Annotated in this window: 11 protein-coding genes, 3 tRNA genes and 2 pseudogenes; 6 read left to right on the top strand and 10 right to left on the bottom strand. The window is 65.4% G+C overall.

The annotated features are described in order from the left end of the window. From ACFPAH_RS02715 to ACFPAH_RS02700, 4 genes and pseudogenes are all read right to left on the bottom strand, one after another. Nucleotides 1-69, bottom strand: a pseudogene (locus ACFPAH_RS02715) (elongation factor Tu); the annotation flags it as partial. Between the two features lie 75 nt (nt 70-144). Further along, nucleotides 145-219, bottom strand: a tRNA-Thr gene (locus ACFPAH_RS02710). 36 nt (nt 220-255) lie between these two features. Further along, nucleotides 256-329, bottom strand: a tRNA-Gly gene (locus tag ACFPAH_RS02705). Between the two features lie 39 nt (nt 330-368). Then, nucleotides 369-453 (bottom strand) — tRNA-Tyr (locus ACFPAH_RS02700). A gap of 211 nt (nt 454-664) precedes the next feature. On the opposite strand from ACFPAH_RS02700, the gene ACFPAH_RS02695 reads away from it, so the two are divergent. Beyond that, the gene (locus ACFPAH_RS02695; protein ID WP_379740222.1) at nt 665-3,916 is read left to right on the top strand and encodes an EAL domain-containing protein; all 3,252 of its coding nucleotides are present in this window, start codon (nt 665-667) and stop codon (nt 3,914-3,916) included. On the opposite strand, the gene ACFPAH_RS02690 is transcribed toward ACFPAH_RS02695, so the two are convergent. The 4 genes from ACFPAH_RS02690 to ACFPAH_RS02675 all read right to left on the bottom strand — a co-directional run bounded on the left by ACFPAH_RS02690 (nt 3,879) and on the right by ACFPAH_RS02675 (nt 9,500). Next, nucleotides 3,879-5,462, bottom strand: a complete 1,584-nt coding sequence (locus ACFPAH_RS02690) for an HDOD domain-containing protein (protein WP_379740219.1) — start codon at nt 5,460-5,462, stop codon at nt 3,879-3,881. The two genes, ACFPAH_RS02695 and ACFPAH_RS02690, sit on opposite strands and share 38 nt — an antisense overlap. A gap of 6 nt (nt 5,463-5,468) precedes the next feature. Beyond that, nucleotides 5,469-7,103 (bottom strand): response regulator, encoded by a 1,635-nt coding sequence (locus tag ACFPAH_RS02685; protein WP_379740216.1) that lies wholly within the window; start codon nt 7,101-7,103, stop codon nt 5,469-5,471. A gap of 177 nt (nt 7,104-7,280) precedes the next feature. Then, complete coding sequence (locus ACFPAH_RS02680; RefSeq protein WP_379740212.1) at nt 7,281-8,234, bottom strand: J domain-containing protein; 954 nt, start codon at nt 8,232-8,234, stop codon at nt 7,281-7,283. A 117-nt stretch (nt 8,235-8,351) separates the two neighbouring features. Beyond that, a complete protein-coding gene (locus tag ACFPAH_RS02675; RefSeq protein WP_379740209.1) occupies nt 8,352-9,500 on the bottom strand; it encodes a class I SAM-dependent methyltransferase in 1,149 nt (382 codons plus the stop codon). 55 nt (nt 9,501-9,555) lie between these two features. Here ACFPAH_RS02675 and ACFPAH_RS02670 point away from each other — a divergent pair, with 55 nt between their 5' ends. The 3 genes from ACFPAH_RS02670 to ttcA all read left to right on the top strand — a co-directional run bounded on the left by ACFPAH_RS02670 (nt 9,556) and on the right by ttcA (nt 11,739). Then, nucleotides 9,556-10,347, top strand: a complete 792-nt coding sequence (locus tag ACFPAH_RS02670; RefSeq protein ID WP_379740206.1) for an SDR family oxidoreductase — start codon at nt 9,556-9,558, stop codon at nt 10,345-10,347. Nucleotides 10,348-10,420: 73 nt separating this feature from the next. Then, nucleotides 10,421-10,819 (top strand): dihydroneopterin aldolase, encoded by a 399-nt coding sequence (locus tag ACFPAH_RS02665; protein ID WP_379740203.1) that lies wholly within the window; start codon nt 10,421-10,423, stop codon nt 10,817-10,819. After that, entirely contained in the window at nt 10,816-11,739 is a 924-nt protein-coding gene (gene ttcA, locus ACFPAH_RS02660; protein WP_379740201.1) for a tRNA 2-thiocytidine(32) synthetase TtcA, read from the top strand. Before ACFPAH_RS02665 ends, ttcA begins: the two co-directional genes overlap by 4 nt. A 609-nt stretch (nt 11,740-12,348) precedes the next feature. Here the strand turns inward: ttcA and ACFPAH_RS02655 are convergent. Beyond that, entirely contained in the window at nt 12,349-12,567 is a 219-nt protein-coding gene (locus ACFPAH_RS02655) for a hypothetical protein (RefSeq protein ID WP_379740198.1), read from the bottom strand. A gap of 280 nt (nt 12,568-12,847) precedes the next feature. Here ACFPAH_RS02655 and ACFPAH_RS02650 point away from each other — a divergent pair. Continuing rightward, nucleotides 12,848-13,381, top strand: a pseudogene (locus tag ACFPAH_RS02650) (ATP-binding protein); the annotation flags it as partial. Nucleotides 13,382-13,400: 19 nt separating this feature from the next. Here the strand turns inward: ACFPAH_RS02650 and ACFPAH_RS02645 are convergent. Further along, a complete protein-coding gene (locus tag ACFPAH_RS02645) occupies nt 13,401-13,928 on the bottom strand; it encodes a GNAT family N-acetyltransferase (protein ID WP_379740195.1) in 528 nt (175 codons plus the stop codon). Between the two features lie 105 nt (nt 13,929-14,033). Between ACFPAH_RS02645 and ACFPAH_RS02640 the strand changes: the two genes are divergently transcribed. Next, nucleotides 14,034-14,555 (top strand): phosphoglycerate mutase family protein, encoded by a 522-nt coding sequence (locus ACFPAH_RS02640; protein ID WP_379740192.1) that lies wholly within the window; start codon nt 14,034-14,036, stop codon nt 14,553-14,555. Nucleotides 14,556-14,658: the final 103 nt, after the last annotated feature.

The following is a 14,658-nucleotide window of genomic DNA, read 5'->3' as shown; positions in this document are numbered from 1 at the left end:
GTGGTCAACGTGACCGATGGTGCCGACGTTGACGTGCGGCTTGGTCCGTTCGAATTTACCTTTTGCCATTTGAGACTCCTAACGATTTTTTGAGAATTACAGGCACACCTGACGGGCGAGTGCTACGACTGCCGCTCTAAATTCTGGTGCCCTTGACGTGGATTGAACACGTGGCCTCTCCCTTACCAAGGGAGTGCTCTACCACTGAGCTACAAGGGCTGATGTTTGCGCCGCACAGCTTGCGGCACACTTTACTGGAGCGGGTGAAGGGAATCGAACCCTCGTCGTAAGCTTGGAAGGCTTCTGCTCTACCATTGAGCTACACCCGCGAGGCACAACTTCAATTCGACTTCACGACTTCTTCAATTTGGTGGTGGGGGCTGGATTCGAACCAGCGTACTCAGAGAGGGCAGATTTACAGTCTGCTGCCTTTAACCACTCGGCCACCCCACCGCGAAGAACCGCAGAGTATGAAGCAAGCTCAACATGCTGTCAACTATTTTTGCCATCACGACTGGCTTGGCTCAAATAGCAGCGTTGCTTCGGGGCGTGATTGTAACCGTACGCAGGACGAATCTGCAAGGGTTCTTTTTTGCGCCAGAAGTGTGCTCGGCAGGTGGTGTGTGCTGTACTGTATGCACCAGGCATGTCAATACACTTACCTATGGACAGCAAGGCGTCCCGTTATCCCCGCTGGAGCTGGCCCCAGATCGTGGTGGCCAGTGTCTCCGTCATCGTCGTCTACCTCAGCATGCGCCTGCTCAACAACGTGCTGGCGCTGCCGGCCGGGTATGCGCTGCCCCTGTTCCCGCCGGCCGGGGTCGGCCTGGCCCTGGCCACGGCCGGCGGCATGCGGGTGCTGCCGGCGATCGCCATCGGCGCCGCCCTGGCCGTCATCCCGCTGCACCTGAACAACCCGGCGCTGTCGACCTCGGGCGCGGCGATCGCCTCGCTGGCGGGCGCCACCGGCGCCGTGCTCCAGGCCTGGCTCGGGGCGCGCCAGTTCCGCCGCCAGTTGCACCCGGCGATCAACTCGGGGCGCGACGTGCTGGCTTTCCTGATCCTGTCGCCGCTCATCTGCCTGATCAGCGCCAGCGTCTCGGTGCCGGTGCTGTACGGGCTGGGCGCGTTCGAGGAGGTCGCGCAGGGGCGCTTCTGGTTCGCCTGGTGGGCCGGCGACACGCTCGGCGTGCTGCTGGCCGCGCCGCTGACCTGGATCGTGTGCGGCTCGCCGCGCCGGCTCTGGCGCCGGCGCGCCTGGCTGGTCGCGCTGCCGCTGCTGATCACGAGCGCCGCGGTGGTCGCCATCTACCGCCTGACGCTCGGCTGGGAGCACGAGCAGCACCTGCAGCCGTATCGCCTCGAGGCGCAGCAGACGGCCGACCTGCTGCAGGCCGAATTCAACGAACACACGCGTTTCGTCGGCACGTTTGCCGGCACCCTCGCCGACACCGAGCACATCCTGGCACGCGACAAGTTCACCCGCATCGCCAGCGACTACGCCGGTGGCCGCCCGGAGATCCAGGGAGTGAACTGGGCGGTGCCGGTCAGCGGCCTGGAACGGGCCGGTTTCGAGGACTGGGTGCGCCGCACCGTGGCCTCCGACTTCCAGGGCATCGTCGACATGGACGGGATGCAGCTGGTCAGGAGCGGGGAGCGCGAACGCTACCTGCCGATCCTGTACGCATGGCCCCCTGACACCCACATCGTGCGCGGACTCGACTTGCTGGTGGCGCCCGGCCGCGCGGCCGTCGCGGCGCAGGCGCTGCGCACGCGCCTGCCGACCGCGTCCGAGCCGTTCACGCTGCTGATGAATGGCGACCCCGGCATCGGCCTGTTCCGCGCGGTGGGCGATCCGGCCGCGCCGCCGGCGGGCGTGATCGTGTTCGTGCTGAATGCGCGCGTGCTGCTCGAGCGGGCGATCGCCCATTCCGGCTTCAATGGTTTCAGCGCCGCCCTGGTCGACGTCACCGACGGCGCCGCGCTGCCGGTGGTCGGCGCGCTCGGCCCGGCGCAGCCCGACGATTACCGCCGGCCGCTGTCGTTCGCGGGACGCAATTACCTGGTCCGCTTCCGCCCCAGCGCGGCCTATATGGAAGGCGAAACCGGCGCGGCCAGCTGGACCGTGCTGTCGGCCGGCCTGCTGCTCACCGGCCTGTTGGGCGCCCTGATGCTGCTCATCAGCGGCGAGCGCGACGTGATCGAAAAACTGGTTGCCGACCGCACCACCCGCCTGCGCGACCGCGAAGCGCGGCTCGAGGCCATCCTCGACAATGCGGCCGACGCCATCGTCACGCTCGACACCCGCGGCGTCGTGGTGTCAGCGAATGCCGCCACCGCGCGCCTGTTCGGCTATCCGGCCGATCACCTGATCGGGCTGTCGTTCGGGGCGCTGGTGCCGGCCGGGTTCGACGGCGACGCCCATGCGGAGCTGGAGCGCCTGTCGAACGCGAAGCCGGAGGAATCCGTGCTCGAAGGGCGCAATGCGCGCGGCCATGCCTTCCCGCTGTCGATCTCGGTGGCGCCGGTGCACCTGCAGCGCGAGGGGATTTTCGTGTGCATCCTGCGCGACCTGACCGAGCAGCAGCGCTCGCAGGAACGGATCCACCGGCTGGCTCACCACGACGCCCTCACCGGCCTGGAAAACCGCTTCGCCCTGAATGTGCGCCTCGAGCGCCAGCTGGCCTCGGCGCGCCGCCATAACGAGCCGGTAGCGGTGCTGTTCATCGACCTCGACCACTTTAAAAAGATCAACGATTCGCTCGGCCACGCGGCCGGCGACAAGCTGCTCGTCGGCGCGGCCGAACGCATGAAGGATTTATTGCGCGAGGTCGACACCCTGGCGCGCCTGGGCGGCGACGAATTCATCATCGTGCTGGCCGGCCCGCTCACGCCCGACAGCGTCACCGGGGTCGCCGTGCGCGTGGTCGAGTCGCTATCGCAGCCCTACCAGCTGGGCGGCGCGACCGCCCACAGCGGCTGCAGCGTCGGCGTGGCGCTGTTCCCGGACGACGGCGAGGATGCCGCGACCCTGATCCGCCATGCCGACATGGCGATGTATGCGGCCAAGCGCGAGGGGCGCGGCAATTTCCAGTTCTTCTCGCCCGAAATGAACGCCGCCACCCACGAACACCTGCTGCTCGAAAACCGCATGTGGGGCGCCCTGCAGGCCGAGGATTTCCAGCTCTACCTGCAAGCCCAGGTCTCGCTCGACACCGGGCGCGTGATCGGCGCCGAGGTGCTGCTGCGCTGGCACGACACCGAACTGGGCAACGTCGAGCCGAGCCGCTTCATTCCGGTGGCCGAGGAGAGCGGGATGATCGTGCCGCTCGGCGACTGGGTGCTGGGCCAGACCATGGCCTTGCTCGCCCAATGGCGGCGCGAGGGCCTGGAGGAGCTGCGCCTGGCGGTGAACCTGTCGGCGCGCCAGTTCTCGGGCGGCACCCTGCTGGCCCGGCTCGACGAGCTGGTGGCGCAGTACGGGATCGACCCCTCGCTGCTGGAACTGGAGATCACCGAGACGGCCGCCATGCGCGACCCGGAAAACACGAGGATGCTGCTGCGCCAGCTGCGCACGCGCGGCTTCAAGCTGGCCATCGACGACTTCGGCACCGGCTATTCGTCGCTGGCCTACCTGAAACTATTCGCGATCGACCGCATCAAGATCGACCGCGGCTTCGTCCAGGACATCGAGCACAACCCGAACGACGCGGTGATCGTCGCGGCCACCATCGGCATGGCCCATTCACTCGGCCTGACGGTGGTGGCCGAAGGGGTCGAAACGCAAGCCCAGTGGGGCTTCCTGCGCGACAAGCAGGGCGACGAGGCGCAGGGCTACCTGTTCTCGAAGCCGATGCCGGCCAGCGAATTTCGCGAGTTCATCCGGCAGCAAGTGCAGCCAGTACCTGACGCTTGAGGGCGCGGATCATCGCCGTCTCGTCGGGCGGCACGCCTTCCGGCGCCGTCACGGCGCGGTCGGCATAGAAAAACCCCAGCTGGGCCTGGCCGACCACGAGCGGCAGCACGATAAAACTCTTCGCATCCGGCAGCAGGGCGCGGTGCCAGGACGGCAGCAGTTCGCGGATCTTGGCGCTGGACGCGTCCGAGATCACCAGGTCGGCGTCGTTATCGAGCGCGAGCAGGAACAGGTCGCGCCGGGCCGCCTCCGGCCCGGCGCCGGCCGCCGCGGCCGGGAACACGAAGCCGGCCTGGATCTGGGCGCCGTCGGCGCCGAAGGACACCCGGGCGCGGTACTGGTTCTGGCGCGCATCCTTCAGGCAGACGGTGGCGAAGCGGAAGCCGAGCGCCCGGTACAGCGTTTCGAGCACCGCCAGGATCACGTCGTTGACGCGCGCGCGGCCGCCCGCGCGCAGCTGGGTCACGTCCTGGACGCCGGCCAGCAGCAGGTCGCGCGCGTTCTTCGGCTTGCCGCTCGGGTAGGCGCCCTCCTCGTCCTCTCCGGCGCCGAGCGTGGCCAGCAGCAGCACGTCCGGCATCCCCCCGCCCGCATCCGGCTCCGGCTTGGGCGCCGGCTTCAAGTTCATGCTTTCCATCAGGGCGGCCATGCCGTCGGCAACGCCGGCAAACATGCGTTCCAGCCCGGCCGCGTCGAGTTCGAATGCGGCGCCGTAGCGGACCAGCAGCGCGCGCGCATCGGCCGTATCGGCCGCGCTGGCCGGATCGCCCACGCGGCCCAGCAGGCGCGCCACCTCCAGGCTGAACGAAGCGACCTGGCGCATCCATTCGGCGCGGCTGCCGGCCACCTTCAGCGTCCCCGGCGGCAGGGCGGCCTGGGCGCGCACGATCACGTCCGGGATCTTCCATTCGGCCAGCACGGCCGCGGCCAGGGTGTCGTAGCTGCAGCCGAGGATCATCTGCGAGGCCTGGGCCACCGTTTGCCCGTTGTGCGTGACGAGCTGGTTGATTTCGCGGTAGCGCCCATGCTCGTGCGAGGCCACCAGGACCGCGCCCAGGTTCTTGAACAGGGCGCCGATGGCCGCTTCCTCGGCGCCCTGGTAGAACGACAGGCGCGCCATCTCGCGGCCGACCAGGCTGGCGCACAGCGCCGCTTCGAGTTCGACCCGCACGCTGCCGGCATGGGCCCCGTTGTCGAGCGTATCGACCAGCAGCATCGCCAGCGCCGTGGTCTTGACGTTGTCGAAGCCGAGCAGGGCGATCGCACGCGACACGGTTGTCACCGCGGTGCCGGACACGGTGCGGTAGCGGATCGTGTTCGACAGGCGCAGGATGCGCTGGGTCAGCGCGGCATCGGACAGCACGAAATAGGCCAGGTCGTGCGGGCCGGGCTCGTCCGAATCGGCCAGTTCGATCACGCGCGCAATCGCGCCGCCGAGGGCGAACATCTCGGCGTCGCCGTTTACTTTTTGCATCAATGCGGCGCGCACGCGGCGGATGGCGGCCTCGTCGGGCGCGCTGGAGGCGCCAGGTCCTGCTTGTGACATCGTTGGTTACCCGGCTTTCCTGGCGCGCGCGCCCTTGTTGTATTTTTTTAGAACGGCCTGGTGCAGCGCCGTCAGCGCCGCCAGTTTCGGGTTGCGCGGATCGAGCCGGCGCACCGCACCCAGCTGGTTCATCGCCTGCTGGCCGAGCCGCTCGTCCCACCCGGTGTGCTCCAGGCAGCGCAGCAGCGCCAGCGCGGCATTGAAGGCCACCTGCGGATTGCCCGGCATGGCCAGCGCCGCTTCTCCCATCAGGGTGACCGCGCCCTGGTAGTCGCCGCCCTGCGCGCGCGCGGCGCCGGCCGCCACCAGGTCGACCACGTGCTGGCGGGTTTCCTCGGCCAGCCGGGTGCCCAGTTCGGCATGGCCGGCCTGGGCCATGATGCTCATGGCGCGGTCCATCACGCCGGCGTCGGCGGCATTGCGCATCACGTCGCGCACCAGGCCGGCCGCGCCCTCTTCCAGGTCGTGCTCGAGGCAGCTGCGCGCCAGTTCCAGCTTCAGGCCGGCCGACATGCCTGGCAGGTCGCGGCTGGCGGCGACCGCCGCGTCCAGCGACGCCATCAGCCGTTCCTGGTTGCCGGTGTATTCGTGCAGCAGGACCGAGGACATGGCGCTGCAGGCGTCGGCGTGGCCGCGCCCGCCCATCGAGCGTTCCAGGTCGCGGATGACCCCGGCGGCGGCCACCGGATCGCCCTTGCGCACCAGCGTGCGCACCAGTTTGACGTGGTCCTCCGGGTCGCGGAATTCCGAGTATTTCGCTTTCGCCACGACCTGCTTCATGACTTTTTCGGCGGTGTCGTCGTCGCCCGCCTCGAACGCGATTTCGCCCAGCGTGCGCAGGCGCCGCACCGCATGCGGCGACACCGCCACCGCGCGCGCCAGCACCGCCTGCGCCTGGTCGAGTTCGCCCAGCGCGTTATGGGTGCGCGCCAGCCAGTCGTAGGCATCGACGAAATGATCGTTGGTGGCGACCAGTTCGGTCAGCAGCGTGCCGGCGTCCTCGTATTGCTCGCGCAGGTACAGGGTCTTGGCCAGGCCCAGGCGCGCCCAGGCGATCGCCTGGCTGTCCGCCAGCTGCCGGTAGATCGGTTCCGCAAGCTGCGCTTCGCCGAGGAACAGGTGCAGCTCGGCGCGCAGGCGCAGGAAGTCGATCGCATGGCGCGGGTGCGCCGCTTCCGCCTCGATGCAGGCCTCGATTGCCTCGTGCTGGGCGCCCGCTTCCATCAGGCGGTACACCGGCAGGAACAGCCTGCGCTTGTCGAGGGCGCGCGCGATGCGCTCGAGCAGCCGGTCGGCCGTAAACGGTTTCAGGATGTAGTCGGTCGGCGCCAGCTCGGCGGCGCTGACCACCTTGCCGTAGTCGCCCTCGGCGGTGACCATGAAGAACATGGTCGAGAGCGAGATCAGCTTGTGGTGGCGCAGGTCCTCGAGCAGTTGCTGGCCGTCCTGGCCGCCTTCCAGATCGTATTCGCACAGCACCAGGTCGAAGGGCTTGACCCCGAGCTGCTTGATCGCCTGGTTGGCGGTGCTGGCGTGGTCGATGCGGGTCAGGCCGCACATCGTCAACATGGCGTGGATGTTCGCGCGCATGCCCGCATGGGGCTCGATGAGCAGGGCACTGAGGCCGTCCAGTTCATTCATGGCGAGAAGGTTTTCCGATGGGGCCTGCGTTGGGCGTACCGGCATGCGTGTGCCGACGCGGCGACATTGGCCGCCCGCAAAGTATATTACGACAGAGGAATATATTTCGTGAGAATCAAGCAAGCGGCGCGTAAAAGCCGGCGCGATTGATGGAAGAAAGCGACAACGATCGTTCGCTCAGCCGCCGAAACCCGACCGCGCCTCGGCCTGCCGCAAATTGTCGCTGCCGGCACATTCCGAGCGCGGCGCGCCGGTGACGATGTTCTGGTAGCGCACCTCGTACTTGCCGGCGGCGAGCTCGTCGATCGTCAGCGAGCCGTTCGCCATCACATAGGCGTGGCGCACGTTCGCGCGCCGGTCGAGGTCATAGATCTTGACGAACACGGGACTGGTGTTGGCGCTGTTGTCGACCACGACCGTCATCTCGCGGCCGCCGTTGCCGAACGGGTAGCCCGGGATATAGCCCGACTCGGCCGGCCAGGGTTCGCCGTTGGGTGCGGCGCGCGTGGCCAGGTCCGTGTCGCAGCCGGGCTGGCGGCGCGGCACCACCAGCTGGGTCACGGCCAGGGTCTTGACCGGAGAAGGCGGGTTTTTTTCGGCACCGGCGCTGGCCCAGATGTCGGGCTCGAGGCTGGCCGCCGGAGCCGGCGCAGCGGTGGCGGCGATCTCGACGGCGCCCGGCTTGCCGTTGAAGGCGAGCGCCGTCGGCAGCAGGCGCGGTTTCTGGATCAGCAGGACGCTGGCGGCGACGCCCAGGCCGACGCCGCCGGCAATGCCGAGCCACCAGCGCGCGTCGCGCCACAGGCGCCGGCGTGGGCTGGGCGCTTGCGCCGGCGTTTCCCAGCCGGCCTCGCCGCGCGCGCGGCCGCCCTCTTCTCCCGTGCTTTCCAGCCACTCGACTTCCCACTCCTCGGCCGCGATCCACTCGTCGTGCTCCTTGCGGCGCAGCGGATCGGACAAGGTGTTATATGCCGTGTTGACGATAGCCATGATGCGGGCGGCCTTTTCGTCGCCCGGATTCTTGTCCGGATGGTATTTCTGGCTGAGCGCCTTGTAGGCCGCGCGAATGACTTCCTGCGGCGCCCCGCGCGCCACTTTCAGGTTGTCATAATGGGTGTGGATCTTGGCCATGGTTTGATCGGCGCGCGTGTGCTGCTCGGGATGATAGACGATCGCGGTGGCCGCACGGATGGGCCAACCGGTACAGCATAGCCGGGTTTGTGTCCCTGGCGCAAGATATCACAAAGTCTACAGGCGCCCGCTGCGGTCGGCCCGCTCGATGGCCTCAGGCAGTTCGACCTCCTTGCCGACGATCAGTACCTTGAACAATTCGCCCATTTCGGCCGGCGACACGAGTTTTTGCACGGCCTTCGACTGTGGCAAATAACGCACGGCGTCGCTTGGATCCGTACGTAGCAGCAGGTCACCGATGCCGCAGGCGAGCAGGAAGCCGGCCTGGCTCATGTAGCCCAGCACGTCCAGCCCGGCATCCTGGGCGGCCAGGGCCATCGCGGTGAAATCGACGTGGGCCGTGATGTCCTGCAGGCCGGGCAGGAAGAAGGGGTCCGGATGCGCGTGGTGGCGGTAATGGCACATCACGGTGCCGCCGACGCGCGCGTCGACATAGTATTCGTGGGCCGGGAAGCCGTAGTCGAACAGGATGGCCGCGCCTTTTCCGCCGGCGAACATGTTCGCCAGCGAGCCCATGAAGCCGCAGGCGACCGGATGCAATTCCGTCAGGTAGCCCTCGGCCAGGCTGTCGGGATCAAGCACCTGGCGCGCCAGCTGGGCCGCCAGGGCGGCATCGAGTTCCTGCTGCACATAGGCGAAGCGGCCGTCCTCGACCGTCACCATCTGGCGGCGCCAGCCGGCATGGGTCTTGACCACCAGCTCGACCGGCATGGCGTCGAGCACTTCGTTGGCCAGCACCACGCCGCTGAAGCGCTCCGGGAAGCCGTCGATCCAGCGCACCATCGGAAAGTCGCGCAGGGCTTCCTGCTGGCGCGCCCGCAATTCGCCGGACAATTCGATGATGGTGTAGCTCTCGACCGCGACCCCGTCGCCAGCCAGGGCGGTGAGCAGGTCGCGCGCCAGCTTGCCGGTGCCGGCGCCGAATTCGATGATGTTGGGCGCGCTTTGGGCGATAATAGCGGCTGCCGCGCGCGCCAGCGCCGCCCCGAACAGGGGCGTGATCTCGGGTGCGGTGGTGAAGTCGCCGCTGGCCCCCAGTTTCGCCGCGCCGCCGCTGTAGTAGCCGAGCCGGGGCGCGTACAAGGCCAGTTCCATGAAGCGCGAGAAGGCAATGGCACCGCCGGCCTCCTCGATCGCGGTGGCAATGTGCTGTTGCAGGGCTTGGGACGCCTCCAGGGCGTCGCGGTCGGGAAGGGGCAGGGACATCCCGGCATTGTAGCCAGATCGGCCTCGAACAACAATTTCAGCCAATACACCAGATATGACGCAGATCACGTCGCAATTCACCCCGGAAGCCGGGCCACGGGTCGCACTCGTGACCGGCGCGGGCCGCCGCATCGGCCGCGCCATCGCGCTCGGCCTGGCCGCGGCCGGCTGGGACGTGGCCGTGCACTACCGCCAGTCCGAACGCGAGGCGCTGGAGACGGTGGAGGCGATTCGCGCGCTCGGCCGGCGCGCGGTGGCGCTCGATTGCGACCTGGGCGACGAAGCGGCGGTGCGCCTGCTGCCCGGCCGCGCGGCGGCCAGCCTGGGACGGGTCACCTGCATCGTCAACAACGCTTCGTTGTTCGAATACGACAGCGCGAGCACTTTTTCGCCGGCCCTGCTCGCCGCCCACATGAGCGCCAACGTGGCCGCGCCCCTGCTGCTGGCCCAGGCTTTGCATGCGGCGACCCCGGCCGGCAGCCAGGCCGTGGTCATCAACCTGCTCGACCAGAAACTGTACAATCTGAACCCGGATTTTTTGTCGTACACGCTGTCGAAAGCGGCGCTCGACACGGCCACCAAGATGCTGGCCCAGGCGCTGGCGCCGCAGTTGCGCATCGTCGGCATTGCGCCCGGCATCACGCTGGTGTCGGGCGACCAGAGCGAGGAAGGTTTCAACAAGGCGCACCAGGTGACGCCACTGAAACGTTCCTCGACCCCGCAGGATATTGCCGACGCGGTCGTGTATGCGGCGTCGGCGCGCGCGCTCACCGGCACCACGCTGGTGGTCGACGGCGGCCAGCACCTGGTGCCGCTGGCGCGCGACGTGATGTTCCTTGCCGAATAAGGCGGCTAGGCGCACGAATCAAGAACTTGCGAATCAAGAACTTACGAATTAAGAACTTAACCTAAGGCTTCCTATGCTGTCCGCCCTGATCTACCCGAGCTTGCGCAATTGCCGCCGGCTGTTCCTGCGCAACTACGAAGTGATGATCAACATCGGCGTGCACGACTTCGAAAAGAAGGGCGAGCAGCGCGTCCTGATCAACGTCGACCTGTACATCCCGTTGGCCGAATCGACCCCCAGGGCCGACCAGCTCGACGAAGTCGTCGACTACGACTTCATGCGCGAGACCATCGCCCAGCGCATGGCGCAGGGCCACGTGCACCTGCAGGAAACCCTGTGCGACGACGTCGTGCGCGCCATGCTGGCCCACCCGCGCGTGCGCGCCGCGCGCGTGTCGACGATGAAGCCGGACGTGTATCCCGACTGCGAAGGCGTCGGCGTGGAAGTGTTCCAGATGAAGGATGAAGCATGAGTGCAGTACTGAACGAGGCGAGCACGCCCGAACTCGACGCCAAGAAGGCGGAAAAAATCGCGTACGAGAACAACAAGCTGCATAAACGCCTGTGCCGCCAGGTCGGCCAGGCCATCGGCGATTTCAACATGATCGAGGACGGCGACAAGGTGATGGTCTGCCTGTCCGGCGGCAAGGACAGCTACGCCCTGCTCGACATCCTGATGACGCTGCGCGAGCGGGCGCCGATCCACTTCGATATCGTCGCCGTCAACCTCGACCAGAAGCAGCCGAATTTTCCGGCCGAGGTGCTGCCGGCTTACCTGGACAAGCTGGGCGTGCCCTACCACATCGAGAACCAGGACACGTATTCCATCGTCAAGCGCCTGGTCCCGGAGGGTAAAACCACCTGTTCCCTGTGCTCGCGCCTGCGCCGCGGCATCCTGTACCGCGTCGCCGACGAACTCGGCTGCAACAAGATCGCCCTCGGCCACCACCGCGACGACATCCTCGAGACCTTCTTCCTGAACATGTTCTTCGGAGGCAAACTGAAAGGCATGCCGGCGAAACTGGTGTCGGACGACGGCAAGCACATGGTGATCCGCCCGCTGGCCTATGTGAAGGAAGCAGACACGGAGCGCTACGCCGAGGTCAAGGGCTTCCCGATCATCCCGTGCGACCTGTGCGGCTCGCAGGAAAACCTGCAGAGGAAGCAGATCAAGGCGATGCTGCGCGGCTGGGAAAAGACGCACCCGGGGCGCGTGGACAATATTTATTCGTCGCTGTCGACCGTCGTGCCCTCGCACCTGCAGGACCGCAACCTGTTCGGGTTTGTCGAGTTGAAGACCGATGGTGTCGCAAATCCGAACGGCGATATCGCCTTCGACGAGGAGCCGTGCTCTACGCCGACAAGCAAGTCGATTTCGCTGACGCAGCTGTAGCGCGGAAACTAAGCCTAGTTCTCTTTATAACGGCTCAGCCTTTTCAAGTGTTGAAACAGTAAGTAGGGAGCGCCGAATTTTCCAGACGATTATAAATGCACCATTAAAAATTACGTTAGTGCCTGATTGTTTTATTAAAAAATTTCCTTCTTCCCAACGCAGGAGCCTGGGTAGGTTCTGTTGGTATATTACGCAATCAGATTTGCCGTCTCGTTGAACGTATCCCAGGGCCTGTAGCTCGCTTTTCACTAATTCGAATAAATGAATTGAGCAATTACCCAACTCGAATTCTGCTGGCAGGACCATGAAAAGCGAGCATAGCGAGCCAAGCACCGCTCCAATTACAATGCCCTCAAGAGGCAGTAACTGCGATCCGCTCAGCATTATTAAAATATTAATCCCCAGCACCATCGCAAGAATTAATACTGCCCAGGCCTGGAATTGGGACCATGATTGAAACAGCAATAAGTAACGCCATAACGGTCGCGGAAATCTAAGGAATGAAATGACTAGACGAGCGCTTGACGACATACGAATTCCTCTTCCTAGAAATTGTTGAAGAGAGCTGGCGATGCCGCCAACTCTCCGCTTTGATCGTGAAGCTAAGGATTAAACATACTTGTGGTAAACGATAGCAATACTGACCCCGATCAACGCACCGCCAAGAGCCCCGACAGGCCCCGCTGCTGCACCCAGAGCTCCACCCAACCTTGCTGCAGCAAAGTAGCTGCCTAATGCAGCGCCACCGGAAGTAAGGCCAACCGTCACTACCTGTTTGGCGCTTGCGCCAGATACCTCACGAATCTCATCTATAGAAAGCTCTCTCATAATTTTCTCCGTTTGTTAGTCGAGGAACCGTGTTACCGCCACTGTCGTCAGTACCTGTCCGCAAATTAATGTGAAGTCGTGGCAAACAAAACGGCTGCGGTGCAAGGCGGACGTTGCGCGGCCGTGTATGCACTGCAAGGAGGGGCCAACGCAGCTACCGGCGGCTTATAGCAGCCAAAAATCGCATTTATTGAGGGACGAGTACTTAATTTTGTAATGTCGGTGCATCGAATAGTAAGCCCTGTATATACTTTATATTGCCACCGGACAATATTGCTTAACAAAATCCACGTGCTCGCGCCTGCGCCGCGGCATCCTGTACCGCGTCGCCGACGAACTCGGCTGCAACAAGATCGCCCTCGGCCACCACCGCGACGACATCCTCGAGACCTTCTTCCTGAACATGTTCTTCGGAGGCAAACTGAAAGGCATGCCGGCGAAACTGGTGTCGGACGACGGCAAGCACATGGTGATCCGCCCGCTGGCCTATGTGAAGGAAGCGGACACGGAGCGCTACGCCGAGGTCAAGGGCTTCCCGATCATCCCGTGCGACCTGTGCGGCTCGCAGGAAAACCTGCAGAGGAAGCAGATCAAGGCGATGCTGCGCGGCTGGGAAAAGACGCACCCGGGGCGCGTGGACAACATTTATTCGTCGCTGTCGACCGTCGTGCCCTCGCACCTGCAGGACCGCAACCTGTTCGGGTTTGTCGACCTCAAAACGGATGGCGTGGCCAATCCGGACGGCGACATCGCCTTCGACGAGGAGCCGTGCTCTACGCCCGCAAGCAATACCATTTCGCTGACGCAGCTGTAAGCCACGTCGTGCAGGGGGTTCAGGCGATCTCCATGCCGTACAGGTGGAGCGCGCCGCCCTCGGGGCGATCGAGCGCACGCTCGAAGCGCAGCCCCAGCTTTTCCAGGAGCGCGATCGAGGCCGCATTGCCCGGCCGCACGGTCGCGACGATGCGCCGCAAGCCGATATCGTTTTTCGCATGCGCCAGCACCCCGCCGGCGGCCTCGAAGGCATAGCCCTGGCCCCGGTACTGCGGCAGGAAGGCATAGCCGATGTCGACGTCCTCCAGGAAATCGCGCTTGGCCAGGCCGCAGACCCCGAGCGGGCAGCCGCTCGCTTCCAGTTCGACCACGTAAAAGCCGAAGCCGAGGCGGCGCACCATGTCGGCCGGCCCCTTGAGGATGTAGTCGCGGGCCTGGTCCAGGGTGCGCACGCCGCGGTCGCCGATAAAGCGGATCCAGGCTTCGTCGTTCAGCAAGTCGAGCATGAAGGCGGCGTCGCTTGCCGCCATGTGGCGCAGACGCAGACGCTCGGTACGCAAAACCACGGTGGGCGAATTGTTGTGCATGTCTGGTCGTTGGTGAAGTGCCGACAGCTGAGCTTATACCTTACTCCTGTCGCGTGTGATACCTTGTCGTCGATTAAAAGCCACCCGAACGACGAGAGGAATACCATGTCTTTGCTTGCCCGCCTGTCCGCCATCACCGCCCTCGCCTTCACCATGCTCACGCCCCTTGCCGCACTTGCCGAGCCATCGATGATCTACCTGGTCCGCCATGGCGAAAAGGCAGCCGAGGGCAAGGATCCCGACCTGACGCCGCAGGGACAGCAGCGCGCGCGCAACATCGCGACGATGCTGGCCAAAACGAATATCGCGCACATCTTCAGCACGCCGACCAAGCGCACGCAACAGACCGCGCAGCCGCTGGCGCAGCAGAACGGGGTGCAGGTGCAGCTGTACGATCCGCGCGCGCCGCAGGCGCTGGTGGCGAAGGTCAAGGCGCTCAGCGGAGCGGTGCTGGTGGTGGGGCACTCGAATACGCTGTCGGAGCTGGTACGCCTGTTCGGCGGGCAGCCGGGTGTCGAGATTGCCGATAACGAGTATGACCGGGTGTACCAGCTCATTCCCGGGGCGAACGGTAGCGTGACGACGGTGCTGTTTACTTCGGTGCCGGCGACGGGCGCGGCGCCGTAAGCTCGTAGGGTGGGCACTTGTGCCCAACGCGGTATGGCGCAGATGAGCAATCGAAAAGCGCGATCGGGCATGAAAGAAGGTGCAGCGTGCAAAACAAAGGCCG

The sequence above is a fragment of the Massilia sp. GCM10023247 genome (assembly GCF_042653325.1).
Classification (GTDB): domain Bacteria; phylum Pseudomonadota; class Gammaproteobacteria; order Burkholderiales; family Burkholderiaceae_D; genus Telluria.
This window is presented reverse-complemented; position numbering and strand designations above follow the sequence as displayed.